The organism is Corallococcus sp. bb12-1, from assembly GCF_026626765.1.
Taxonomy (GTDB): Bacteria; Myxococcota; Myxococcia; order Myxococcales; family Myxococcaceae; genus Corallococcus; species Corallococcus terminator.
In genome coordinates this window covers 1,115,098-1,140,155 of the sequence record NZ_JAPNJZ010000001.1, presented here as the reverse complement: position 1 = coordinate 1,140,155, position 25,058 = coordinate 1,115,098, and the positions used below count along the sequence as shown (strand labels likewise).

General features: G+C 70.2%; 20 protein-coding genes. 16 read left to right on the top strand and 4 right to left on the bottom strand.

The genetic code is table 11. The features are described from left to right. Window positions 1-68 precede the first annotated feature (68 nt). The 11 genes from OV208_RS04775 (at window position 69) to OV208_RS04725 (ending at window position 12,229) form a co-directional block, all read left to right on the top strand. Complete coding sequence (locus OV208_RS04775; RefSeq protein ID WP_267572602.1) at window positions 69-575, top strand: hypothetical protein; 507 nt, start codon at window positions 69-71, stop codon at window positions 573-575. Next, entirely contained in the window at window positions 572-1,390 is an 819-nt protein-coding gene (locus OV208_RS04770; RefSeq protein ID WP_267572601.1) for an MlaE family ABC transporter permease, read from the top strand. The genes OV208_RS04775 and OV208_RS04770 overlap by 4 nt, the downstream gene beginning before the upstream one ends. Before the next feature lie 13 nt (window positions 1,391-1,403). Beyond that, entirely contained in the window at window positions 1,404-2,234 is an 831-nt protein-coding gene (locus OV208_RS04765; RefSeq protein WP_267572600.1) for an ABC transporter ATP-binding protein, read from the top strand. Continuing rightward, a complete protein-coding gene (locus tag OV208_RS04760) occupies window positions 2,231-3,439 on the top strand; it encodes an MlaD family protein (RefSeq protein WP_267572599.1) in 1,209 nt (402 codons plus the stop codon). Before OV208_RS04765 ends, OV208_RS04760 begins: the two co-directional genes overlap by 4 nt. 232 nt (window positions 3,440-3,671) lie before the next feature. Next, on the top strand, window positions 3,672-4,568 hold the full coding sequence (locus tag OV208_RS04755; RefSeq protein ID WP_267572598.1) for a zinc metalloprotease: 897 nt from the start codon (window positions 3,672-3,674) through the stop codon (window positions 4,566-4,568). Window positions 4,569-4,741: 173 nt separating this feature from the next. Next, window positions 4,742-5,902, top strand: coding sequence for a pyridoxal-phosphate-dependent aminotransferase family protein (locus tag OV208_RS04750; protein ID WP_267572597.1), 1,161 nt, complete (start codon window positions 4,742-4,744; stop codon window positions 5,900-5,902). Between the two features lie 259 nt (window positions 5,903-6,161). Continuing rightward, window positions 6,162-6,788 carry a TIGR02265 family protein gene (locus tag OV208_RS04745; protein ID WP_267572596.1) on the top strand — a complete coding sequence of 209 codons (627 nt, stop codon included), beginning with the start codon at window positions 6,162-6,164 and terminating at the stop codon, window positions 6,786-6,788. 327 nt (window positions 6,789-7,115) lie between these two features. Continuing rightward, window positions 7,116-8,747 carry an ATP-binding protein gene (locus tag OV208_RS04740; protein ID WP_267572595.1) on the top strand — a complete coding sequence of 544 codons (1,632 nt, stop codon included), beginning with the start codon at window positions 7,116-7,118 and terminating at the stop codon, window positions 8,745-8,747. After that, a complete protein-coding gene (locus OV208_RS04735) occupies window positions 8,744-9,121 on the top strand; it encodes a response regulator (protein WP_267572594.1) in 378 nt (125 codons plus the stop codon). The genes OV208_RS04740 and OV208_RS04735 overlap by 4 nt, the downstream gene beginning before the upstream one ends. A 106-nt stretch (window positions 9,122-9,227) precedes the next feature. Beyond that, complete coding sequence (locus OV208_RS04730; RefSeq protein WP_267572593.1) at window positions 9,228-11,405, top strand: cation:proton antiporter; 2,178 nt, start codon at window positions 9,228-9,230, stop codon at window positions 11,403-11,405. 5 nt (window positions 11,406-11,410) lie between these two features. Continuing rightward, window positions 11,411-12,229 (top strand): helix-turn-helix domain-containing protein, encoded by an 819-nt coding sequence (locus OV208_RS04725; protein ID WP_267572592.1) that lies wholly within the window; start codon window positions 11,411-11,413, stop codon window positions 12,227-12,229. A 7-nt stretch (window positions 12,230-12,236) separates the two neighbouring features. On the opposite strand, the gene OV208_RS04720 is transcribed toward OV208_RS04725, so the two are convergent. Next, the gene (locus OV208_RS04720; RefSeq protein ID WP_267572591.1) at window positions 12,237-12,989 is read right to left on the bottom strand and encodes a GNAT family N-acetyltransferase; all 753 of its coding nucleotides are present in this window, start codon (window positions 12,987-12,989) and stop codon (window positions 12,237-12,239) included. Window positions 12,990-13,093: 104 nt separating this feature from the next. Here OV208_RS04720 and OV208_RS04715 point away from each other — a divergent pair, with 104 nt between their 5' ends. Both OV208_RS04715 and gyrB read left to right on the top strand, forming a co-directional pair. Then, a complete protein-coding gene (locus OV208_RS04715) occupies window positions 13,094-13,549 on the top strand; it encodes a hypothetical protein (protein WP_324291347.1) in 456 nt (151 codons plus the stop codon). 121 nt (window positions 13,550-13,670) lie between these two features. Next, window positions 13,671-16,124: a DNA topoisomerase (ATP-hydrolyzing) subunit B gene (gene gyrB, locus OV208_RS04710; RefSeq protein WP_267572589.1), complete on the top strand. Its 2,454-nt coding sequence runs from the start codon at window positions 13,671-13,673 to the stop codon at window positions 16,122-16,124. Between the two features lie 149 nt (window positions 16,125-16,273). Here the strand turns inward: gyrB and OV208_RS04705 are convergent, their stop codons facing one another. Together OV208_RS04705 and OV208_RS04700 are read right to left on the bottom strand one after the other, a co-directional pair. Next, a complete protein-coding gene (locus OV208_RS04705; RefSeq protein ID WP_267572588.1) occupies window positions 16,274-16,831 on the bottom strand; it encodes a hypothetical protein in 558 nt (185 codons plus the stop codon). Between the two features lie 160 nt (window positions 16,832-16,991). Further along, entirely contained in the window at window positions 16,992-19,871 is a 2,880-nt protein-coding gene (locus OV208_RS04700) for a protein kinase domain-containing protein (protein ID WP_267572587.1), read from the bottom strand. A gap of 334 nt (window positions 19,872-20,205) precedes the next feature. On the opposite strand from OV208_RS04700, the gene OV208_RS04695 reads away from it, so the two are divergent. The 3 genes from OV208_RS04695 to OV208_RS04685 all read left to right on the top strand — a co-directional run bounded on the left by OV208_RS04695 (window position 20,206) and on the right by OV208_RS04685 (window position 23,463). Then, a complete protein-coding gene (locus tag OV208_RS04695) occupies window positions 20,206-21,636 on the top strand; it encodes a hypothetical protein (RefSeq protein ID WP_267572586.1) in 1,431 nt (476 codons plus the stop codon). An 83-nt stretch (window positions 21,637-21,719) separates the two neighbouring features. Beyond that, window positions 21,720-22,811, top strand: a complete 1,092-nt coding sequence (locus OV208_RS04690; protein ID WP_267572816.1) for a metallophosphoesterase family protein — start codon at window positions 21,720-21,722, stop codon at window positions 22,809-22,811. 124 nt (window positions 22,812-22,935) lie between these two features. Further along, on the top strand, window positions 22,936-23,463 hold the full coding sequence (locus OV208_RS04685) for a hypothetical protein (protein WP_267572585.1): 528 nt from the start codon (window positions 22,936-22,938) through the stop codon (window positions 23,461-23,463). Window positions 23,464-23,662: 199 nt separating this feature from the next. On the opposite strand, the gene OV208_RS04680 is transcribed toward OV208_RS04685, so the two are convergent. Continuing rightward, complete coding sequence (locus OV208_RS04680) at window positions 23,663-25,036, bottom strand: hypothetical protein (protein ID WP_267572584.1); 1,374 nt, start codon at window positions 25,034-25,036, stop codon at window positions 23,663-23,665. Window positions 25,037-25,058 lie beyond the last annotated feature (22 nt).

Below are 25,058 nucleotides of genomic sequence, written 5' to 3'. Positions count from 1 at the left end.
GACGTGTCGGGCCTGCACCATGACGAGCGCCGTCCCACCGGGAGCCCTCGGGACGAACGAATGGTGCCATGTCGCGGATGCTGCTGACGCTCGTGCTGTCTGCCCTGCTCGCGGGGTGCCACCGCGCGACGTTCGAGGACTCGGTGTTCCAGAAGAAGGACGTGAAGTACCGCGTCGGCACCCTGTCCAACGACGTCTGGCAACACGCCTCCTTCGCCGACAACGACCTGGCCTTCGTGGAGCGCGGTGAAACCGGCCGCGTCATCGCCACCAACGCCACCTGCAGGGACCACGACGACCCGTCTCTCAGCGTCCTCACGAAGCACCTGCTCATGGGCTTCACCGAACGCCAGGACCTGGGCCAGCGCACCTTCACCCTGGACGGCCGCGAGGCCCTGCGCAGCCGCTACGTCGCGAAGCTCGACGGCGTCCCGGTGTCCCTGGAGCTCGTCGTCCTCAAGAAGGACAACTGCGTCTTCGACTTCAGCTACGTGTCCCCCGTGGGCCAGGCCGACGCGCGCATGGCCGACTTCGAGTCCCTGGTCTCCGGCTTCCAATCGGAGCGCCTCCGATGAGGACCGAAGCCCAGGCCGCCGCCGCGGCGGCAGCGGCGCACCCCCCCCCGCGCCCCACCCTCAAGGAGCGCCTCCAGGAGCGCATGGAGTCGCTGGGCGCCCTGTCGGTGATGACCGGGCAGGTGTTCAGCCGCGCCGTGCGCCCCCCGTATGACTGGGCCAGCCTCATCTTCCACACCGAGTCCCTGGGCGTGCGCTCGCTGCCCATCGCGCTGCTCACCGCGACGTTCGCCGGGCTCGTCATCTCGCTCCAGTTCGGCTACTTCCTCGCCCGCTTCGGCGTGCAGTACACCGTGGGCCGCGTCGTCATCCTCACGCTGTTCCGCGAGCTGGCCCCCGTGCTCACCGCCCTCACCGTGGGCGCGCGCATCGGCTCCGGTATCGCCGCGGAGCTGGGCTCCATGACCGTGACGGAGCAGGTGGACGCCATCCGCGCGCTCGGCGCGGATCCGCTGCGCAAGCTCGTGGTGCCGCGCGTGTTCGCGTGTCTCATCGTCATGCCGGTGCTCACCGTGTTCTCGGACGTGGTGGGCCTGGTGGGTGGCGCGCTGGTGGTGCGCTCGCAGTACGGCATCTCCCTGGACCAGTTCTTCCAGGGAGCCATGGACGCGGTGCAGATGGGCGACTTCGTCTCCGGCGTCGTCAAGGGCGCGGTGTTCGGGCTCGTCATCGGGCTCGTCGGTTGTTTCAAGGGGCTCGCGGTGGAGGGCGGCACCGAAGGCGTGGGCCGCGCCACCACGCAGACCGTGGCCATCACCTCCGTGTCCGTGTGCCTCGCGGACTTCTTCATCACGAAGATCACGCTCTACTTCTGAAGCGCCCCGGACCATGCGCAAGGCCCGCTCCCACCACGTCGACCCGCCCGCCCCGTTCGAGTTCCGCAAGCCCACCCCGGGCGAGGAGCTCATCCGCTTCGAGGGGCTCGTCAAGCAGTTCGGCGCCAAGCGCGTCTACGAAGGCGTGGACCTGGACGTGCGCGCCGGGGAGACGATGGTTGTCCTGGGTGGCTCCGGCGTGGGCAAGAGCGTGCTGCTCAAGTGCCTCATCGGACTGATGTACCCGGACGGCGGCCGCGTCCTCTTCGAAGGCTACGACGTGTCGAAGTTCTCCGAGGAGCAGTTCCTGGAGGTCCGCAAGCACGTGGCCATGGTGTTCCAGGGCGCCGCGCTCTTCGACTCGCTCAGCGTGGCGGAGAACGTGGCCTACCCGCTGCGTGAACACTTCCCCACGATGTCCCGCGAGGAGATCCGCAAGCGCGTGGCGGAGAAGCTGGAGCTGGTGGACCTGCCCAACACGGAGCGGTTGATGCCGTCGGACCTGTCCGGCGGCATGCGCAAGCGCGTGGGCCTGGCGCGCGCCATCGCCACCGACCCGGAGGTCATCCTCTGGGATGAGCCGACGACGGGCCTGGACCCCGTCACCACGCAGACCATCAACGAATTGATTGAGTCGATGAAACAGCGCCTGGGCGCCACGTCCATCGTCGTCACGCACGACATGGTGAGCGCCTTCGTGCTGGCGGACCGGATGGCCATGCTGGCCAATCGCAAGATCGTCCAGGTGGGCACCCCCGAAGAGATGCGCCGCTCCAAGGTGCCGGAGGTGCGGGCCTTCCTGGACGCGCGCCGCCTGGAGCTGAACCCCGAAAGAACACCATGAGTCTCTTCACCTCGACCTCGAAGGAAAAGCGCCTGGCCGTGCGCGCGGGCACGTTCGTCGCCATCGGCCTCGCCGTGGCCGGCCTCGTTGTCTTCTTCATCGGCCGCGAGTCGAACCTCTTCCAGCGCCAGGTCATCTTCCGCGCCTACTTCCAGAGCGTGGACGGCCTGAGCGACCAGTCCCCCGTGTGGATTGGCGGCCTCAAGGTGGGCCGCGTCAACGGCGTGGCCTTCTCCCAGGACCTCAAGGACAGCCGCCTGGAGGTGCAGTTCCAGGTCGCCAGCGCCTACACGGAGCGCATCCGCGCGGACTCTGTCGCGAAGCTCACCAGCATGGGCGTCCTGGGCGACAAGGCGGTGGACATCTCCCTGGGCAGCGCGGACCAGCCGGCCGTGGAGCCCGGCGGCATCGTCCAGTCCAGCAGCGGCGGGGACTTGTCCAAGCTCATGAGCAGCGCAAGCCAGGTGATGGAGAACTCCGTCGCCATCAGCGAGTCGCTCAAGGACGCCGTCAAGGTCTACGCCAACCCGGAGCTGTCACGCGACCTGGCCCGGAGCGTCGCATCGCTGAGCTCCATCATGCAGGAGGTGGAGAAGGGCGACGGCACGCTGCACAAACTCATCTACGACAAACGCACCGGAGATGAGGTGAACACCCTGCTCGCCAGCGCGTCGGGGGCCGCCCGGCGCATGGACGGCGCCCTGGCCCACGTCGAAGCCATCCTGGGCGAGGTCCGCCGGGGCGACGGCACCGCGCACGCGCTCATCTATGGCCAGGACGGCGCGGTGGCCCTGAAGGAGCTGGGCGAGGCCGCCGGACAGTTGGGAGGCCTCATCGAGGACGCGAAGAAGAGCCCCAATGGCGCCGTGCACCAGTTGGTCTATGGCGACGCGAAGGGCATGTTCGCGGACCTGGGCAGCGCCGCCGCGAACATCAAGCAGATCACCTCCACCGTGGCCAAGGGCGATGGAACCCTGGGTGCGCTCGTCTACGACCCCACCGTCTATGACGACCTGCGCGAGGTGCTGGGCAACGTGAAGCGCAACCGCATCCTCCGCGCGCTGGTGCGATTCTCCGTCAGCAACGGCGAAGCGCTGGAACAGGTGGGCAAGCCGCAGTCGGTGCCCACGCCGCTGACGCCCGAAGTCGACACCGCTGCCCCGGCCGCGCCCGCGACTCCGCCCGCGCCGACCCCCACGCCCTGAGCCCCGGGCGCAAAGAACGCCTGCCATCCCGGTGAACCCGACGCCCGCGCTGGCGTCGGCGGGCAGGGTCTCAATACACTCGGGTGATACACGCACCCGGGTGTTTCACTGGAAACACGAACAGTTTGTCCGCATCAAGGTTTGCTGGGATTTCAATTTTACCGCCTCTATTGACTTCATGTGTTTGTCACATGTATTTCCCACTCCCCACTTTTCCGAGGAGTTGGGAAAAATGCTTCGTAACGTCGCGCAGCGCGGTGGTCGTGTCGCGGTGGTCCTTGGCACGCTGATGTCCCTGGCGGGCTGCAGCAGCAGTGCTCCGGCCCCCGAGGAGCAGCCCACGGAGGAGGCGGCCACCACGGCGGAGGCGCTCCCGCACCGTGGCTGCGACACCATTGAGCCTTCGGCCGATGAGAAGCTGGAGATTGAAGCGGCGCTGGCCAACCGCGTAATGGCCAAGCGCGCGAACGGGTCGGTGAACGTGCCCGTGTACTTCCACGTCATCAACAAGGGCACGGGCATCGCGAACGGCGACATCCCGGACTCGCAGATCACCGCGCAGATGAACGTGCTGAACGCGGCGTACCAGAACACGCCGTTCACGTTCACGCTGGCCGGCACGGACCGCACGAACAACAGCACCTGGTTCGCGCTGGGTTCGGGCACCGCCGCGGAGAAGAAGATGAAGACCGCGCTGCGCAAGGGCGGCCCGGAGACGCTGAACATCTACACGGCGAACCTGAAGGGTGGCCTGCTGGGCTGGGCGACCTTCCCCTCCAGCTACACCAGCCAGCCGAAGATGGACGGCGTGGTGATGCTCTACAGCAGCGTCCCCGGCGGCACGGCGGCCCCGTACAACCTGGGCGACACGGCCACGCACGAAGTCGGCCACTGGGTGGGCCTGTACCACACGTTCCAGGGCGGCTGTAACAACCCGGGCGACTCCGTCAGCGACACGCCTCCGGAGGCCTCGCCCGCGTACGGTTGCCCGGCCAACCGTGACAGCTGCGCCGGTGGCGGCGTGGACCCCATCTACAACTTCATGGACTACACGGACGACAACTGCATGAACACGTTCACGGCCGGCCAGTCGGCCCGCGCGGACAGCCTGACGGCGACGTACCGCTAGCCTTCAGTCGCAGGTCGTTCCCGGCGCCGGAGTCTCCCGTTTCATCCGGGGGCTCCGGCGTCTTCGTTTTCGCGGCGCTCCCGTGGCCGTGGACAAGTCGGGCCCGGCTTGTCCACAGTGGGGGACCGCCCTCCGCAAAGGCCTGGAGGGTGCCCAAGGAAGGGTGTGGCGCCGTGAGAGACCTGTTGATGATTCCCGGGCCGGTGGATGTGGACGCGGAGGTGCTGCAGGCGCTGTCCGCGCCGGTGCTCGGACACCTGGACGCGGGCTTCATCGCCACGTTCGGACGCGCGCTGAAGCGCCTGCGGGAGATTTCGCTCGCCCCGTCCGCGCAGCCCTTCGTCGTGTCCGGCAGCGGCACGCTGGCCATGGAGCTGGCGGTGGCCAACCTCATCGAGCCGGGCGACCGCGCGCTGGTGGTGAACACCGGCTACTTCAGCGACCGCATGGCCCACATCCTGGAGCGCCACGGCGCGAAGGTGACGCACGTGCGCGCGCCCCCGGGCGGGGCTCCGGACGCGGGCCAGGTGGAGGCGGAGCTGGCCTCCGGTGGTTTCAAGCTGATGACCGTCACCCACGTGGACACCTCCACCGCGGTGCTGGCGCCGGTGGAGTCCCTGCTGAAGGTCGCGAACAAGCACGGCGTCCTCTCCGTGGTGGACGGCGTCTGCGCCACCGCGGGCGAAGCCTTCCACCAGGACGCGTGGGGCGCGGACGTGTACCTCACCGCCAGCCAGAAGGCGGTGGGCGTGCCGCCGGGCCTGGCGCTGCTGACCGTGAGCCCGCGCGCGCTGGACGCGTGGCGCAAGCGCAAGGCGCCGGTGGCCAGCGTGTACGCGGACTGGGCGGAGTGGCTGCCGGTGATGGAGGCGTACGAGGCCGGCAAGCCCTCCTACTTCGCCACCCCTCCCACGTCGCTCATCTGCGCGCTGGACGTGAGCCTGGGGCAGATCCTCGCAGAAGGATTGGAGGCCCGCTTCGAACGCCACCGCCGCATGGCCCGCGCCTTCCGCGCCGCCTGGAGCGCGCTGGGCCTGCGCATGCTGCCCACGTCGGAAGCCCTGGCCGCCAACACCCTGAGCGCCGTGTACTACCCGGAGGGGGTGGACGCCTCGCTCGTCGGCCGCGTGAAGGCCCAGGGCGCCGCCATCGCCGGTGGCCTCCACCCGGAGCTGAAGACGCGCTACTTCCGCGTGGGCCACATGAACCGCGTCACCGCTGGGGACGTGCTCGTCACGGTGGGCGCCGTGGAGCGGGCCCTCCACTCGGGCGGCTACCGCGCCAGCGCCTCCGGAACCGCCGTCGCCGCCGCCCAGGCCGCCCTCTCCGCCTGACCGTCCCACCTCTCATTTTCTCGCGACGCGGGAAAATCGTCGGCCCTCACATTAGATTCATGTAAAGTCCGGGATAACGTCCGGTACTTCCGGGCTTGCTTGGAATTCTTGTCGTCGTGGTAGAAATATGTGATTGGGCTGCACGGTGTGGGCGGGGCATGGGCCCCGGCATCAGTGAGGGGGAAGGGCTGCGCCGGTGGGGGGACCTTGAAGTCGGGGGGGGCCCGTTGCTGGCGCCAGAAGTGGATGGGAGGTCGGAATGGAGCTCGGACCGTTCGAGGGTTCGGCAGGGGCGGGTGTGGTGGATGACGGCGCGGAGTGGCACCTGGCGGAGCGATGCCTGGCGGCCACCCCGGAAGACAGTGCCCGGGGGATGTTCTTCCAGGGTGTCGTGGGGGTGGTGGGTTTCCTCCAAGGAGAAGCGGCGGCCGCGCAGTGCCTGGAGGCGTCGGGCTTGCGGGAGCTGAACGCCGCGGAGCTGTACCCGGTGACGCGCTTCCTGGCGATGACGTCCCGGGCGACGCGGCTGCTCCGCCCTCAGTTGGGCAACTGGGCGCAGTCGCTGCACTACATCGGGACGCAGGCCACGGTGGACTTCCTGGCCTCCATGTTCGGCCGGGAGCTGATGCAGGCGGCGCGGCGTGATCCACGCATGCTCCTGCAGCACATGGCGGATGGCTACCGCACGGCGGTGAGCTATGGCGAGCGCACCGTGCTGTGGACCGGGGACCGCAGCGCGCGCTTCGTGATGCGCCGGGACTTCATGCCCGCGCCCTACCACGAGGGCGTCCTGCTGGGCGCGATGGAGGCCGTGGGCGCCCAGGACGTGCGCGTGCACGGGCGTCAGCTGTCGCTGCTCGATACCGAATACGACGTATCCTGGTAGTTCCGGTCCGTCCCGTCTGGGGCTTGAAACCGGAGACTTCGGGGGCGGGACGTTCACCAGCCAGCGCTCTGTGCTGAACGTCCACCATTTCTCCCGATGGCGTGACGGGGAGGGCCACTAGCATGGGTGGAGCAGGCCCAGGCTCGGAAGGAAGCGGTTTCCGGCCCCACCCCCGGGAGGAGTCACGCGAATGGATGCAGCACAAGGCTCCCGGCCGGCGCGGCGGTGGGCCCCCGGGCGGCGCGCCCCGCGTTTGCCCTCCGGCCGTGTCCAGGCAGTCCGTGGCGTCACACCCTTCCGGGCGGCGGTGACGGCCGGGGCGTGGGCATGACGTCCTTCCGGTTGTTGCTGGTGGAGGACAGCGCCAACGACGCGGCGCTGGTGACGGAGGCGCTGACGCAGGCGGGCTACAGGCCCACGACCCACCGGGTGGAGACGCTGGACGCGCTGCGCGAGGCGCTGTCCACCGACGCGTGGGACCTGGTGCTGTGCGACTACCGGCTGCCGCGCTTCTCGGCGCTGGACGTGCTCGGGGTGCTCCAGGCGCTGGGGCGGGACGTGCCGCTCATCGTCCTGTCCAGCCTGCTGAGCGAGGAGCAGGCCGTCACGCTGATGAAGGCCGGCGCGCGCGACTGCTTCTCCAAGGACCGGATGGCCCGGCTGGGCCCGGCGGTGGCGCGCGAACTGGAAGAGACGCGCGTGCGGCGCGAGCGGGCGCGCGCGGAGGTGGACCGCGAAATCCTGGCCCGGGCCAGCGAGCTGCTCATCACCGCGTCGCTGGAGCAGGAGGCGCGGTTGGATCAGCTGGTCCAACTGCTGGTGCCGAAGGTGGCGGACTGGAGCGCCTTCTTCGTCTCCGACCCGGACCGGGGCGGCCTGCGGCTGGTGGCGCTGGCGCATCCGGACACGGCCCGGCGTTCGCTGGCCATGCGGTTGAACGACCGCTTCCCGCTGGACCCTCAGGCCTCCGCGGGCCCCACGCACGTGCTGCGCACGGGCGTGCCGGAGCTGGTGCCGGACGTGCGCCTCCGGCCCGAACCCCTCCACCGGGACGCGGTGTCGCAGCGCGCGGTGGCGGAGCTGGGCGTGCGCTCGGTGGTGAACGTGCCGCTGCCCGGCCGCGAGGGCCCCCTGGGCGTGCTGTCGCTGGGCACGCTGGGCGAGCGCACGCTGGGCCCGGTGGACCTGGCGCTGGGGCAGGAGCTGGCGCGGCGCGCGGGGCTCGCGCTGGAGAACGCGCGGCTGTTCCAGGAGGCGCGCGAAGCGGTGCGCCTGCGCGACGAGTTCCTCACCGTGGCCGCGCACGAGCTGCGCACGCCCCTCACCACGCTGCGCCTGCAACTGGGCACGCTGCTCCAGCGCACGGAGGTGCACCACCTGGAGCCGGAGGTGGTGACGCGGCTGGAGCGCAGTGTCCGGCAGGTGCGGCGGCTGGGCACGCTGGTGGAGGGGTTGCTGGACGTGTCGCAGTTGTCTTCCGGCGAGCTGTCGTTGATGCCGGAGCGCTTCGACCTGGAGGAGCTGGTGGCGGAGGTGCTGGAGCGCTACCAGGCGGAGGCCCGGGCCGCGGGGTGTGAGCTGCGCCAGTCCCCGCGCCTGGGGCTGTGGGGGACGTGGGACCGGCTGCGGGTGGACCAGGCCGTGGGGGCGTTGATCTCCAACGCGCTCAAGTTCGGTCCGGGCCGGCCCGTGGAGGTGGACGTAGGGCGGGCAGGCGCTTTCGCGCGGATCCAGGTGCGGGACCGTGGAATCGGCGTGCCCCTGGACCAGGTGGAGCGTATCTTCGAGCGCTTCGGGCGGGCCGTCAGCTCGCACTCCTACGGTGGACTGGGCCTGGGGCTGTACCTCACGCGCCGCGCGGCGGAAGCGCACGGTGGCAGGGCGTGGGCGGAACCCGGTCCGGGCGAGGGCGCCCGCTTCACGTTGGAACTGCCGCTGGAGAAGGAGTCGCGCGAGTGAGCCGGCCGCTGTTGGTGGTGGATGACGACACGGACCTGCGGGAGGCGCTGGAGGAGGTCCTGCGCGACGCGGGCTACACCGTGCTGGGGGCGGGCAACGGCTTGCAGGCCCTGGAGGTGCTGCGCGCTCAATCCACGCCGCCGGCGCTGGTGCTGCTGGACATGATGATGCCGGTGATGGACGGCGCGACCTTCGGCCGCAAGATGCGCCAGGTGGAAGCGTGGAACGACATCCCGGTGCTCGTCTTCTCCGCGTCCGCCAACGCCCGTCAGGTGGCCGAGGAGATGGGCGCCTGCGGCTACATGCGCAAGCCCGTGGACGTGGCGACGCTCCTGGAGGCCGTGGCGGCCAACAAGGCGCCTGAAAGCCCCTGAGCTTGAAGGTCGTTCTTGAGCGGGCGGGCACCCCGCGCGTGCGTTGACGCTGCGCATGAGGGACTGGTAAGCGACTCCTTAACAGCTTTCCAGCGAGGCCCATCCCATGAATACCCACATGCTCGCCCAGCTCCTGGTCCAGCTCATCGTCATCATCGGCCTGTCGCGGCTGATAGGGCGCGGGGCGCGGTGGCTGGGCCAGCCCCTGGTCATCGCGGAGGTGGTGGCGGGCATCGCGCTGGGCCCGTCGCTCTTGGGGTTGATTTCGCCGGGGACGTTGCAGTGGTTGTTCCCCGCGGACTCGATGCCGTTCCTGAAGATGCTGGCCGAGGTGGGGCTGGTGCTCTTCATGTTCCTCATTGGTTTGGAGCTGGACCCGAAGCTGCTCAAGGGGCGGGGGCACGCGTCGGTGGTCATCAGCCACTCGAGCATCATCGTGCCCTTCGGCCTGGGGGCGGTGGCGGGCGCGCTGTGGCTGTACAAGTCGCTGTCGGACCCTTCGGTGCCGTTCTCGTCGTTCGTGCTGTTCATGGGCGTGTCCATGAGCATCACGGCCTTCCCGGTGCTGGCGCGCATCCTCACCGAGCGCGGGCTGATGCAGTCGAAGCTGGGCGCCATCGCCATCGCGTGCGCGGCGGTGGACGACGTGACGGCGTGGTGCCTGCTGGCCTTCGTGGTGTCGCTGGTGCGCGCGTCCAGCCTGGCGCAGGCGGGGATGACGACGCTGTTCGCGGTGCTCTACATCGGCTTCATGCTGGTGCTGGTGCGGCCGTTCCTCGCCCGGCTGGGGGCGCGCGTGGCCAGCCGCGAGGGCCTGACGCAGAACGTGGTGGCGGTCACGCTGCTGCTCCTGCTCGCGTCCGCGTGGACCACGGAGCGCATTGGCATCCACGCCCTGTTCGGCGCGTTCCTCTTCGGCGCGGTGATTCCCAAGGAGGGGGGGCTGGCCACGGCGCTGGCGGAGAAGCTGGAGGACGTGACGGTGGTGTTGCTGCTGCCGGTGTTCTTCGCCTTCAGCGGCCTGCGCACGCAGATTGGCCTGCTGGACACCGTGCAATCGTGGGTGACGTGCGGGGTCATCATCCTGCTGGCGTGCCTGGGCAAGTTCGGCGGCAGCGCGGTGGCTGCCCGCGTCACGGGCTTGCGGTGGCGGGAGGCGGGGGCCATTGGCGTGCTGATGAACACGCGCGGGCTGATGGAGCTCATCGTGCTCAACCTGGGCCTGGACCTGGGCGTCATCTCCCCCACGCTCTTCACGATGATGGTCATCATGGCGCTGGTGACCACGTTCGTGACGTCGCCGCTGCTCAAGTGGATGTATCCGCCGGAGGAGCAGGCGCGCGACCAGATGGAACAGCTGGCGCGGGAGACGGCGGGCCCAGCGCAGACCCCGTCCGCGTACACGGTGCTCTTGTGCGTGTCCCACGGGCAGGCGGGGCCGGGCATGGCGGTGCTGTCGCGCGCGCTGTCGGGTGAGCGCAACGAGGCGAGCTTGTACGCGCTGCACCTCCTGTCGCCGGACCGGGCGCTCAAGGCGCGCGCGGAGGATGCCCAGGCCGTGACGGGGGCTTCGGGCAGCGCGCTGACGCCGCTCCTGGGGCGGGCGGAGAAGCTGGGGCTGTCGGTGCGCACGCTGTCGTTCGTGTCGTCGGAGCCCGCGCGGGACATCTGTCGCACGGCGCAGGCCAAGCGCGCGGACCTGGTGCTGCTGGGCTGGCACAAGCCGCTCTTCAGCCAGACGGTGCTGGGTGGCACGGTGCACGAGGTGATGCAGGAGTCCACCGGCACGGTGGCGGTGCTGGTGGACCGGGGCCTGACGCAGGTGCGGCGGGTGCTGGTGCCCTTCGTGGGCAGCCGGCATGACCGGGCGGCGCTGGGCATCGCGCGGCGGCTGTTCAAGCAGGCCGGCGCGGAGGTGACGGTGCTGCACGTGACGTCGCCGGAGGGACCGGGGACGGGCCGGGCGCAGGTGGACGAGCTGTTCCCCGCGGACGAGGGCGCGGCGGTGAAGCTCAAGGTGGTGCGCCATGCCTCTCCGGAGGAGGCGGCGCTGGAGGAGGCGCGGGCGGGCTACGACCTGGTGGTGGTGGGCGTGGGCGCCGAGTGGGGCCTCGAAGACCGGCTGTTCGGCGTGCAGCGCGAGCGCATCGTGCGGGACGCGCCCGGGTCGCTGCTCCTCGTGCGCCATCCGGAAGGGGCCCCGGTGCTGGCCCGGAGCCCGGAGCCTCAGGCGCGGCAGGACGCGACGCCGGACGCGGGCCAGGTGGTCGGGGCGCGGAGCTAGGCGCCATGCACCTGGGGGCCACGCTGCGCTTGTTGCGGGTCGACGCGGGACTGTCCCTGCGCGACCTGGCGCGGCGCATTGGAGTGTCGAGCGCGTACTTGAGCCGCGTGGAGCACGGCGTGGACGCGCCGCCCACGCAGGAGCGGCTGACGGCCATCGCGCGGGAGCTGGACGTGCCCCCGGCGCTGCTGATGGACGTGGCCAACCGGGTGAGCCCCTACGTCGCGGGCTACCTGGAGGACGTGCCCGCAGCGGGGACGCTGCTGCTGGACATCGCGCGGCGCAAGCTCACCGGCGCGCAGCTGACGCGCGTGCGGGCCTTCCTGGACGCGGAGTTCCCCTTGCGCGAGGCGCGCGGTGATGAACCCGTGCCCCCCCTGGGCGCCCTGTTGTGCCCCGAGCGGGTGGTGGTGCAGCTGTCGTGCGAGGACTACGAGGACGCGCTCGACGTGGTGGCAGGGAGGCTGGCGTCGGCGCTGCCCAGCCAGGACGCGTCCGCGCTGGCGGAGGGGCTGCGCCGGCGCGAGGGCGATTCCCCGTCCCAGGTGGGCAACGGCGTGGCGGTGCCGCACGCGTTCATCCCGGGCGCGGCCCCGGTGGCGGCGCTGGTGACGCTGGCGCGGCCCCTGAAGACGAACGCCCCGGACGGCCAGCCGTTGCGGCTGGTGGTGGCGTTGGTGGACGGACACCTGGGCCGCGCCCGGCTGATGCGGCTGGCGCACGTGGCCCGGCTCGCGGGCCGGGGGCTGGCGGACCGGCTCCAGGGGGCCGGAGAGCCCCAGCAGGTGCTGGAGACGCTGGAGGAACTGGAAGCGCTGCGCTGAAGGCCGCTCAGCCGGCCGGCGGCACCCAGTGCTCCCATTCGCCCAGGTCGCGGTAGCCCAGGTGCCGGTAGACGCGCAGGCCCGCGGCGGTGGACTGGAGCACCGTGGCGGTGCACCCGCGCGCCCGGGCCCTGGCGATGAGCCCTCGCATCACCGCCGTGGCGAACCCCAGGCCCCGGGCCTCCGGATGGGTGGCCACCAGGTACACGCCCGCGGTGTCCGCCACGTCCACCGCCAGGCCACAGGACATCGGCCGGCCGGCCTCCTTCGCCACCACCGTGGTGACCGTGCGCGGGGGCGGGCGCTGCCAGAGGGACAGGATGTCCCGCCACTCGGCGCCGTAGGCGCTCACGTTGAGCTCCACCAGGTCCCTCATGTCCTCCACGGACTCCACCGGCACCCCGGGCTCCGCGTCGGGCAGGTCCTTCAGCCAGGCGCCCATCGCCGGAATGGTGAAGTCGAACCGGTAGCCGTGGGCGGCCAGCACGTGCTTCGCGTCCTTCTGCCCGGGCGTCAGGGTGATGCGCCAGCGTGGCAGGCCCAGGCTCCGGTAGAAGTCCCGGAGGGCGGGCATCGCCAGGGCCAGCGCGTCCGCCTGGGTGAAGAGGACCTGCTGGAAGTGGGCATCCTGATACGCGGGCAGGGCGAACGCGTCCACGCCGGGGAGGTGCAGGTGGCGCAGCGCGCCGCGTTCGGCCTGGAGGCCCTTGAAGGCGATGAGGTTGGTGTGCAGTCGCGAGGTGAGTTCGGCATCCGTCATGCGGGCCGGCAGCCTAGACACGGGGGCGACCGCCAAAGAACAGCCGAGGAGGAAAGGACGCGCGCACCGTGCGCCTGAGGGTTAGGTTCCACCCCTCGCCCGCCATGAGCCAGCGCTTCTTCTCCTTTGATCCCCGCCCCACCCGAATCGCCCTCTTCCTGGGGGCGTGCCTGCTGGCCGTCCTCACCGCCTGGGCCCTGGCGGACTACCGGGGCGGAGGGGGGCTGCTCGCCATGGCGCGGGCCGGCATCAGCGCCGGCCTGATGCTCACCTTCCTGGTCTCCGTCCACCGCCTGCGCCCCCGCCAAGGCTGGGGCATCACCCTGGACACCGCGGGCGTGCGGGTAGCCCGGCCCTTCAGCGGAAAGCACCTGGAGTTGCACTGGGGACAGATTGATTCCGTGCGCCGGGTCGGCCGCAAAGGGAGCGTGCTCGGTCTCTTTCTGAAGGAAGAGGGAAGGGTGCTCGTGACGCGACATCTTTTCGCCCGCAAGGCTGTTTATGAAGAGTTGGTCGCGGCGCTGGAGGACCGCCTCCCGCCCTCGCGTTTCGACGCCTGATTCATGAATCTTTCCGCAGCCTTGCGCGGGCTCCCGAACCTTGTTCGGGATGCCCGGTGGTGGTAGGCACAGCAGGCACAGCCCTGTCGCAACGGCAGCCTTTCCCAAGGACATGCTTCACATGGAAAAGACCCCCGCTACCGGCGCCGCGCTGGCCGCGCCGCAAGCCGATTATGGGACGGACAGCATCACCAAGCTCGAAGGCCTGGAGGCCGTCCGCAAGCGCCCCGGCATGTACATCGGCGACACGATGACCTACGGGCTGCACAAGCTCGTCTACGAGGTCGTGGACAACTCCGTCGACGAGGCCCTGGCCGGCTTCTGCACGGACATCGATGTCGTCATCCACGTGGACGGCTCGCTCAGCGTCCAGGACAACGGCCGCGGCATCCCCGTGGGTCCGCACCCGGACCCCAAGTTCAAGCACAAGGACACGCTGGAGGTCGTGCTCACGGAGCTGCACGCCGGCAGCAAGTTCGGCAACGGCGCGTACAAGGTCTCCGGCGGCCTTCACGGCGTGGGCGTCACGTGTGTGAACTTCCTCGCCGAGTGGTTCAAGGTCCGCATCCAGCGCAGCGGCAAGGTCTACGAGCAGGGCTACGCGCGCGGTGTGCCTGACAGCCCCCCGCGCGAGGTGGGCACCACCGACAAGCGCGGCACGATGATCCACTTCAAGCCGGATCCGACCATCCTGGAGACGGCGGACTTCAACTTCGAAACGCTCAGCCAGCGGCTGCGCGAGCTGGCGTTCCTCAACGCCGGCCTGCACATCACCATCCGCGACGAGCGCACGCAGAAGGAGCACGACTTCAAGTTCGAAGGCGGCATCGCGTCCTTCGTGGAGTACCTCAACAAGGCGAAGACCGCGCTGCACGACAAGCCCGTCTACATCAAGTCGGAGCGCGAGGGCGTGTCGCTGGAAATCGCCATGCAGTGGAACGATGGCTACGACGAGCGCATCTTCACCTTCGCCAACAACATCAACACCCACGAGGGCGGCAGCCACCTGTCCGGCTTCAAGTCCGCGCTCACGCGCACGCTCAACAGCTACGCGGAGAAGGGCGGGCAGTGGAAGGACTTGAAGGAGACGCCCACCGGCGAGGACGCCCGTGAGGGCCTGTCCGCGGTCATCTCCGTCAAGCTGTCCAACCCCCAGTTCGAAGGGCAGACGAAGACGAAGCTGGGCAACAGCGAGGTGAAGGGCCTGGTCGAGCAGATGGTGAACGACCAGCTCGCCTCCTTCCTGGAGGAGAACCCGCCGCTCGCCAAGAAGGTCGTGGCGAAGATTGGCGACGCCTGCCGCGCGCGCATCGCGGCCCGCAAGGCCCGTGAGACGGTGCGCCGCAAGGGCGTGCTGGATGGCGGCGGTCTGCCCGGCAAGCTCGCGGACTGCCAGAGCCGCGACCCCAACGAGAGCGAGCTCTACATCGTCGAGGGTGACTCCGCAGGCGGCTCCGCCAAGCAGGGACGCGACCGGCGCAACCAGGCCATCCTGCCCTTGCGCGGCAAGATCTTGAACGTGGAGAAGGCGCGCTTCGAGAAGATGCTGAGCAGCGCCGAAATCGTCACGCTCATCACCGCGCTGGGCACTGGCATCGGGGCGGAGGACTACGACCCGGAGAAGGCTCGCTACCACCGCATCATCCTGATGACGGACGCAGACGTGGACGGCAGCCACATCCGCACGCTGCTGCTCACGTTCTTCTACCGGCAGATGCGCGAACTCATCGACCGGGGCTACGTCTACATCGCGCAGCCGCCGCTCTACAAAGTCACGCGCAACAAGAAGGACATCTACGTCAAGGATGAGCGCGCCCTCAACGAGTACCTCCTGAAGATCGCCGCGGAGCACACCCGGGTGAAGACGCCCAACGGTGAGCTGGGCGGCAGCGAGTTCAAGGCGCTCCTGGAGAAGGTCATCACCTACGAGGAGCGCCTGGAGAAGCAGGCCAAGCGCCGCGACGCGCGCATCGTGGACGCGGTGGTGCAGGCGACGAAGCTGAGCGCGGAGCTGCTCACGGACGAGGCCGCGGTGCTGGCCGAGTACGACGCCATGCGCGCCTACTGCGAGCGGCGCATGCCGGACGTGGTGGGCCGCATGCTCAAGGACGTGCAGCAGGACCCGGAGCACCAGACGAAGAAGCTGGTGATTTCCACGGACGTGAACGGCTCCATGAAGGAGTCCGTCTTCGACCACGCGTACCTGTCGTCGCCGGAGTACCTGGAGCTGATCAACCTGCGCGACGCCTTCCAGTCCCTGGGCAAGGCGCCCTACCGCGTGCAGGTGGACGCGGGCGAGGTGACGGCGTTCTCCGTGCAGGAGGTGCTGGCCGCGGTCCGCAAGGACGCGCAGAAGGGCCTGGGCCTGCAGCGCTACAAGGGTCTGGGAGAGATGAACCCGGAGCAGCTCTGGGACACCACCATGAACCCCCTCACGCGCACGCTGCTCCAGGTGCGGGTGGAGGACGCGGTGGAGAGCGACGACATCTTCTCGCTGCTGATGGGCGAGGCGGTGGAGCCGCGCCGCGAGTTCATCGAGCGCAACGCGCTGGACGTGCAGAACCTGGACATCTGAGCGTCCGCCTGACGTCCCTGTGAAGTCCGCGCCGGGCCCCGGGGGAAAAGACCCGTGGGCCCGGTGCCGTTTCTCGGCTCCGCGCCCACGTGCCCTTCCCATCCTTTTCGAGCCGGGCCGCGGCGGACTGCGGCGGCCCCCGGGAGCTCTTACGGAAGGAACCTGGAGACCAGGGACCAGCGCGAGGAGGTGCCCGCGCGCATGTTGAGGATGGCGGTGACGGCGATGACGCCCGCCATGGTGACGATGTTCACGATGCCCCCGACGTCCAAGGCCTTCATCGTCTTCGCGGCGGCCTCGGGCGTGCCGGCGGTGGGCGTCAGGCCCGTCTCCGAAGGCACGGCGCCCTCGGGCGCCTGCTTCGCCAGGAAGGCCCCGCCCACGATGTTGGCCGCGCCCAGCGCCACGGTGGCGCCCAGCAACACGTCCTTGGCGATGACCAGCCCGCGCGTCGTGCCGTCAATCTCCCGGCCCGTCAGCCGCGAGCGGCCCACCAGCCAGGTGATGGCCGCCAGCCCCACCGACGCCGCGTTGACGATGTTGAAGCCGTTCCAGGCGGCGTTCACCACCTGGCCTCGCGCCTCGCGCGACTCGATGACGGCCACGGCCGGGTTGAGGGCAATCTTCCCGAAGAGGGAACCGCCGAACCCGGCGGCGAGCCCCAGGTTGTGAAGGACCAGCCCCGTCGACGACAGCACAGGCATCATGAGCGGACTCCCGTGAAGAAGAAGCGGATGTCCGTGAGGGTAGGCACTGCGTCCGTGGCGGGAGCAGCGCGTCAGGGGGCTCACCCGGGGTGTCGCTGAAGCCTGCCTGCCGGGCGGGCCCGTGAGCAGGGGCCCGTCTGTCCGGCTGTCCGGAGGGAGGCTACCGCTCCGAGCGGCTGGCGCCCTTGAGCGCTTCGGCGCGCTCCTTGCGGGACAAGTTCGTCACGTCGACGATGTCGAAGTCGAGCGCGCCCTTGTTGTCGCCCAGGTTCGTGTCGGGGAAGACGCAGCGCAGGTCCTGCACGCCGGTCACCTGGTAGCGCTTGCCCGCTTCGAACAGGCGGTGCGAGCGGCGCACGTCCTCCGGCGTCCGGCCCTTCTCCATGCACAGCACCGTCTTCACGCGGCCCTGGCCACCGCTGCGCACCTCGGCGAAGTCGTCGCGCACGGTGATGAGGTAGGTGGACTTGGGGTCCATGCCTCGCAGCAACATCTGGTGCCGTGGCTTCACCTGGAAGGCGTTCTTCTGGGCGTCGAACAGCACCGAGCGCGGCGGGACGTACACGGACTGGCGCAGGTGCACGCGGATGGTGCCCCGGTTGTCCTCGGCGCCGGTGTCGTCCAACACGAAGAAGTGCAGCTTCTTGGCGCCCTTGAGGGTGCGGGGCGCGGAGCTGATGACGCCCACGGCGTTGTCGGCGGGCAGCTCCCCTTCCGCGTAGTACATGAGCGTTCCGGACGCGGTGCCATCCCCGTCCGCGAACGCCGCGCTGCCCTCGGTCCACACCGAGTAGCCGGTGCCCGGGGCCACGTCGATGGTGGCCGCCGGGTACTCCGTCACCGGCAGCGCGTTGTACATGGGCCGCAGCACCAGCAGGCGCGTGGGGTAGTCCACCACGCGCATCTCGCGCTCGACGCCCTCGAGCGGAGGTTCGGCCGGGCTGTCCGTGGCGGCGGCGGCGATCGTGCCCCCGTCGTCCGCGGTGCCTGCGTCCCCGTCGAGCGCGGCGAAGGCTTCCCCGGCATCCCCTGCGATGGCGATGCCCGCATCCTCATCCAGGAGGCCCGCGTCCACGCCGGCCGCGGCGACGACGGAGCCCACGTCCGAGGACGGGAAGCCCGCGTCGATGTCGGTGGTGGGAATCGCCGACACCATCTGGGTGGTACCGGGTGCCACCTCCAGCTCCGCCTTGAGATGGGTCTCCGCCTGGTTGGGGGAGAAGCGCCGCGTCCACGCGCGGTAGCCCGGCTTGGTGATGACGATGGTGTGCGGCGTGCGCACGTCCGCGCCCAGGACGCGGTTGGGCGTGGTGCCGGAGTTGATGCCATTGACGACGATGGCGGCCCCCTCCGGCTTGGAGGTGATCCACAGGATGGCGACCGCGCCCGAGTCCTCGACGGAGACCTCGGGCGGCGACACCAGGTGCACCAGCAACCCGATGAAGAGCACCACGGCGGTGACGACGAACACGCCGAGGCTCAGCGCGCGCACCTGCTTCACGCGCTTGGCGGCGCGCTCGGCGTCCTCGGTGGCCAGCTTCTCGCGGGCCTCGTCCACGGTGGTGCGCACGCGGACGGCGGGCTTGTCCTCCTCCACCTCCGGCTCCGCCACGGCGGGCGTCTCCACCGGCGTGTCGCGGGGCGCGGCGTACGTGGGGAGCACCGGCATCGCCGTGGGCACCAGGCCGGAGTCGGTGTCGGGCTCCGGGGGCAGCTCGGGCGGCAGGGGGCGGCGGCCGGTGCCGGTGACTTCGCGGGGGCCGCCCGCGGTCCCCGGCCGGCGCGTGCCCGGGGCGCTCTTGCGCACGACGGTGGCCTGGGGGCCGGTGCGGCGCGTGCCGCCCTCGCTCGTGGGGGTGGGGCGCACGCCGGAGGCGCTGGGCGAGCGCACGCCGGGGCTGGACGGACGGGACACGCCGGGGCTGGACGGACGGGACACGACGCCCGGGCTGGACGGACGGGACACGCCGGGGCTGGACGCGCGGCCGTTGCTGGACGGCATCCGCGCGCGGCCCTGGGACGGCTCCGACGAGGGGGACTGCCACGCGGCCAGCTGGTCCTTGAAGCTGGGCGGCAGCTCCACCTTGCGCCCCTCCGCGGTGAGCTCCTCCGCGAAGAGGTACGCCATGAGCTGGCTCAGCATCGTGGGCGTGAAGCGCGGCGTGTCGCGGTAGAGCATCTCCACCAGCGATTCGCTCAGGTCCTTCGCCGTCTGGTAGCGCGCTTCGCGGTCCACGGCCATCGCGTGCGCGACGATCTGCTCCAGGTCCTCGCCCACGCCCGGGTTGATGGCGGACGGAGGCAGACAGTCACCGTCGATGATGCGGGGCAGCACGGTGACGAACTCGCCCTCGAAGGGGCGCCGGCCGCACAGCATTTCATAGAGGACGATGCCCGCGGCGTACACGTCCGTGCGCGCGTCCAGGTCCTGCTGTCCCCGGGCCTGTTCGGGGGAGAAGTACGGGTACTTGCCCTTGAGCGTGCCCGGCGACGTCTTGGCCTCGACGGCGCTCGTCGCCTTGGCGATGCCGAAGTCGATGACCTTGACCTCGCCTTCGTAGGAGATGAGGACGTTGTCGGGGGACACGTCGCGGTGGACCAGACCCAGCGTCTGGCCGTCCTCGCCCACGTGGCGGTGCGCGTAGTCCAGGCCCTCGCACAGCTTGCTGGCGATGTGCAGCGCCAGGGGCTGCGGCAGGAAGCCCACCCCGGCGCGGGCCGCGCGGCGCAGCACCTTGGACAGGGGCTGGCCGTGCACCAGCTCCATGGCGATGAAGTACTGCCCGTCCACTTCACCGAAGTCGAAGATCTGCGCGATGTTGCCGTGCGTGAGGCCGGCCGCGACGCGCGCTTCGCTGATGAACATCTCCACGAAGTCGTGGTCGTCCACGAAGTGCGGGAGGATCTGCTTGATGACGCACGGCTTCGTGACGCCGGCCGCACCCGTCAGGCGCGCGCGATACGTGACGGCCATGCCCCCCGCGGCAATCTTGGAGACCAGGACGTACTTGCCGAATTGCTGGGGACTGGGCTCTGCCACGGGCGATCAGACTTGGCCGGTAAAGGGGAAAGCCCGAGCATACTCGCCTTCGCCTGAAAGTCCCGGGCGCGCTCGCATGGCATGCGAAGATTTCGCTCCAGGTGCTGAAAGCGGGGCAGGCGGGCGTGGTGGGTTGTGACAACCCGTGGAAATGACTGGACGTCCAGGGTGGGCGGGCGGTGGGTGTGAGGTGGGCTGTTGCGCCGGTTCACACTTCTTCACGGTGCTTCCTTCAGCGCTTCCCCGGGGCGGGGTTATCACCTGCGCCATCCAGGGCCTCGGGTCGGGATGGAGGCGGCGGGAAGGTCGCCTCCAGGGAAGCGAGACAACGGTCATGGGGCAAGCGCGCCCGGTACGGAATGGAGCGGCCACCTTCGCGGTGGCGCTCGGGCTGATGCTGGCCCCTGGGAGCGCGCGGGCGCAGGACGACGGCGGGTGGCTGTCCGCGTTCCAGTTGCTGGCGAGCAGTCCCGAACTGGGCGGCAGCGACGTGCCCCGGGACATACCGGTGCGCAAGGGTTCGCGGGCGTCGGTGGTGCCGCCGGAGGTGATGGCCCGGGTGTTGAAGGAGCCGGTGCCCCGGCCGGTGCCCACGGCGTCCGCCGACGAGTCCGGCCCGGTGGTGGCGCCCGAGCGGAGCGGCGGCGTGCCGGTCTACGCGGAGGCCGGTGAGCTCCAGCGGTCCGGTTCCCTGGAAGAAGACGTGCCGTCGCGAAGTGGAGGCCGGGTGTCCGAGCCCCGCGTCCGGCTGACGCAGGACGAGGCGCCGCTCCCGCCGTTCAAGGCCTTGCCGGTGGTGGTGGCGGTGGTGCCGGGGCTGTTGCTGCACGGGGCGGGGGCGTGGGCGGCGGGGGACACGGCGACGGCGAAGCAGCTCTTCACGGTGGAGGCGGTGGGGCTGGGGTTGATTGGCGCGGGGCTGGTGCCCATCGCGCTCACCGGGGCGTCGCGGCGGACCATCGGTCCTTTGTACGCGGTGACGCTGACGGGGGCGGGGCTGTTCTCCATGTCCATGCTGGCGAACCTGTACGGGGTGATTTCGCCGGGGTTGGGGCAGGGCAAGGTGCCGTCCACGTTGCCGCCGCTGGAGTTCGACCTGGGCTACCAGCGCGTGAGCGACGCGACGGCGGACTACCGGAACTTCTTCGCGCTGGGGGTGGTGGCGCGGCTGGAGGCGGTGCAACTGGAGGCGACGGCGCGGCTGGCGCCGGACGAGGGCAACACGTGGATCCGCGCGGGCGCGGCGTACCGGCTGTGGGGCGCGCCGGAGCAGGCGCTGGGGAGCGGGGACGGCACGGCGTTGGATGTGGAGGGCTTCGCGACGTACCACCGCTATCCGACGGAGGGCTTCACGGTGGGCGGCGGGGAGCTGTCGCTGCGGGGCCGCTACGCGATGTCACGCCTGAGCCCGAGGATGGCCGGTTCGTTCGCGGAGGGCAGCGTGGGCCTGTCGTACCAGGGCTACGTCTATCCAGGCCCGGTGGCGGACGACAACCTGCACGGGCAACTGCTCTACACGTTTGGCTATGGCGTGTGGCTGGGGCGGGGTGGGCCGTTCAGGGGCGAGGCGATGCTCTATTACGACCACCGCAAGGACGGCCTGGTGGGCGGGCTGCGGGGGCGGGGCGGCGGCATCGTCGGTTCCTTCGGCTTGAGGGGTCGGGTGCTGCTGACGGACCACTGGGGCGTGTCGGCGGAAGCGCAGGCGGGCGGCGCGCTGATGGGGCGGCTGTCGCTGGTGTACGCGGTGGGAGGTGACACGTGAGCGGTGGGGCGCGCGGGCAGGGCGCGGTGCGGGCGACGCGGATCCGTTCGGAGTCACGCGGAGGCCTCCGCGTCCTGGGCGCGATGGGACTCACGGCGGCCCTGTTGTCCGCGGGATGCGCGAGGCCGAGCGAGGACCGCGCGGTGCGTGACACGCGCATCGGGCAGGCCGAAGGCGAAGCGTTGACGGTGGAGGTGGAGGGCGGGCTCGCGTCGGTGCGGACGCTGGGGGCGGGCGCGCTGGTGCTGTGGGGGCAGGCGCCGGTGTTCACGGTGCGCGTGACCGCCGATGGGCAGGCGCGAGCGGACTGGCTCCTCACGGTGCACAACGCGATGCCGGACGCCGCGCTGGTGGCGGTGGACGAAGCAGGCGTCCCGCTCGTCGTGGAAGCGATGCTGGACGCGCACCCGACGGTGAAGGCGTGGCGGGTGGCGTTGCGGCCGGGGACGACGGCGAGGCTGACGGTGGCGCCGCCGGACTGGGACTCGCGGGAGCCGTTCCGGTTCGCGGCGCTGGCGGACGTGCAGGAGGCGCTGTCGAAGGTGGGGGACATCTACACGCGGCTGAACGAAGACCCCACGCTGCGTTTCATCTTCTTCGCGGGCGACCTGACGGAGTACGGGACGCGCGAGCAGTTGGAGGAGTTCCAGCAGCGGCTGGAGGCGGGGTCGCGCATCCCGTTGTTCGCGACGCTGGGCAACCACGAGACGTTCACGGACGACGCGCGCGAGTACCAGCGGCTCGTGGGGCGGGCGAGCCAGCACTTCACCTTCCGGGGCGCGCACTTCAGCCTGGTGGACTCCGGTAGCAGCACGGTGGATCCGCTGGTGGAGCAGCAGTTGGACGGGTGGTTGGAGGAGGCGCGCGACGCGGTGCACGTGGTGGCGATGCACATCCCGCCCTTGGATCCGATTGGTGTTCGGGGCGGCGGGTTCGCCATCCGGGGTGAGGCTGCCGGGCTGGTGGGGAAGATGGCGCGAGCGGGGGTGGACCTGACGCTCTACGGGCACATCCATTCCTACTATTCGTATTCGAACGCGGGCATCCCGGCGTTCATCTCTGGAGGGGGCGGGGCCATTCCGGAGGCCTTTGACGGGGTGGGCCGGCACTTCCTGGCGGTGGACGTGGATCCGTCGCTGGGGGTGCGGGACGTGGCGCTGGTGCGGGTGGACTGATCCGCGAGGGGTCCTTGACGAAGCGCGCGGGGCCGAGTTTCCGGGCTGTTGGACGACCCCCTTGAAAGGACACTGAACATCTGGGCAGATAGGTGGCCTCAACGCCTTGTGAGGAGGCCTGCCCATGTTCGATTCCCCTGAGAACGATTCCATCTCCCCCGCGCTGCGCGGGTTGCTCGAGCTGTTCGCCACCGACCTGGCCGACGTGAAGTTCCCGGACGTGGACACGGCGGTGCTGGGCGAGGCCGCGGCGCACGTGCGGGAGAAGGCGGAAGCGGTGGCGCGCGCGCAGGCGGCGCTGGACGCGGCGAGGCAGGTGCTGAACGAGAGCCAGGAGTCGCTGCTCCAGAAGGGTCAGCGGGCGCTGGCGTACGCGAAGGTGTTCGCGGAGGACGACGCGGAGCTGGGGGCGAAGCTGGAGGCCATCCACCTGCCGCGTCCGACGCGCAAGGCGGGCCGGTCCGAAGGGCCGCAGGCCACGGTTGAACCGGTGGGCATGGCCCCGGGCTCCGAGGAGAACGCCCCGCGCCGTCGCGGCCGTCCCCCCAAGGTGCGCCCGGTGGCCGGTGGCTCGCTGTTCACCGAAGGCGGCAACACCCCGGAGTCCCTGGCCAACGCGCAGGACGACGCGGCCTCGGGCCTGCCGTCGTAGGACCGGAACAGGCGCGTTGTTTTAATTTCGGGGTCGTTTTTGAAATAAGCGGAGGCGATCGGCCCGGTATTTCAAACTGTCTTAGTAGGAGTTCGGTCGGTTCATCTGTGGTGAGCCGGCCCGGCCTGCCTCAAAAGCAAACCGCGTGCCCCTGGCCTGACACCGGGAGCACGCGGTCCGTGTCACCACCCGCTCGAAGCTAGTTCTTCGGGAACGCGGTCCAACCGGCCAGCCAGTTGGTGGTGCCCACCGCGCCGACGAAGCGCGCGCTGGTGTCGAAGCCCGCGCCGGGCGTGGCCGCGTTGTCCGGGTTGAGCGCCGGGGAACCCGCCGCCGGGGTGAAGTCCGGGGCCTCCAGGCTCAGCGCCGCCGTGAGCTGGGGGTTCGCGACCTTGTTGTTCAGGCCCACCGCCAGCACCTTTTCCGCCTCCACGAACTTGCTCACGTCCGGGTCGGTGACCGCGCCCGACGCGTCCTTCTTCGGGTTCGGCGCGTTCGGGATGGCCAGCGTGTCGCCCTTGTTGCTCCAGAAGAGCGTGCTCTGCAGCGACAGCTCCGGGGTGGCCGCGTTCCACAGCGCCGCGGAGGCCGTGCCGTCCACGTCGATGGCCAGGTCCGCGAAGTTCGCGACGATGATGTTGCGCAGCAGGCCGCCCGCGCCCGTGTTGAACACCAGGCCTTCCTGCGCGGGCGCCGTGCCCGCCGGACGCCCGGAGCCGATGAACGTCGCGTTCCAGATCTCCGGCACCGTGTGCGGCTGCGCGCCGTTGTCGTTCTTGTTGCCGGAGGCCTCGATGCCCCGGTTGCCCACCGTGGCGTTCTGCTGCACCACCAGGAACTGCACCTTGCCGCGCCAGCCCAGGTCGTAGTCCAGGCCGTCATCGTCCGTCTGCGTGATGACGATGTGCTTCAGGCCCGCCGTGCCACCGAACATCTCCACGCCGTCGTCGGCGCCCTTGTGCACCTGCACGTAGTCGATGTCCGTCCCCGTGCCGCAACCGCCCACCGTCAGGCCATTGAGCTCGTTGTCCTCGGCCAGCTCGTAGCCCGCGAACTCGATGCGCGCGTACTTCAACGTGCCGCAGCTGTGCGCGTCGTCCGTGCCGCCGTACTTCGTCTTCAGGTCGCCGCTCGTCGCGAAGAAGCCCTCGACGGTGTTCTCACCGCCGGCCACGTTGATGCGCGCCTTGCCCAGCAGCACCACGCCGCCCCAGTCACCGGCCGTGCGCGTGCCCGCCGCCTGCGCGCTGGTGAAGACGATGGGCTTCTCCGCCGTGCCCACCGCGTTCAACTTCGCCTCGCGGGTGATGACCAGCGCGCTGCCCTGGTCGCCCAGCACCGTGGCGCCCGCCTCGATGGTCAGCGTGCCCTTCTCCACGAACACGTAGTTCTTCAGCGTGTACGTGGTGCCCGCCTTCCACGTCGTGTCCTCGGTGATGTTCGCGGTCACGTCCTGCGACGTGGACTGCGGATCGCCGCCGTCCGGCTTGTTGTCGGTGTCCTTGTCGTCTCCGCAGGCGGGCAGCAGCGTGAGGCTGGAGAGGGCGAGGACGGATGCAAACAGGCGCTTCATGGGTGACGTCCTTTCGGGAGGA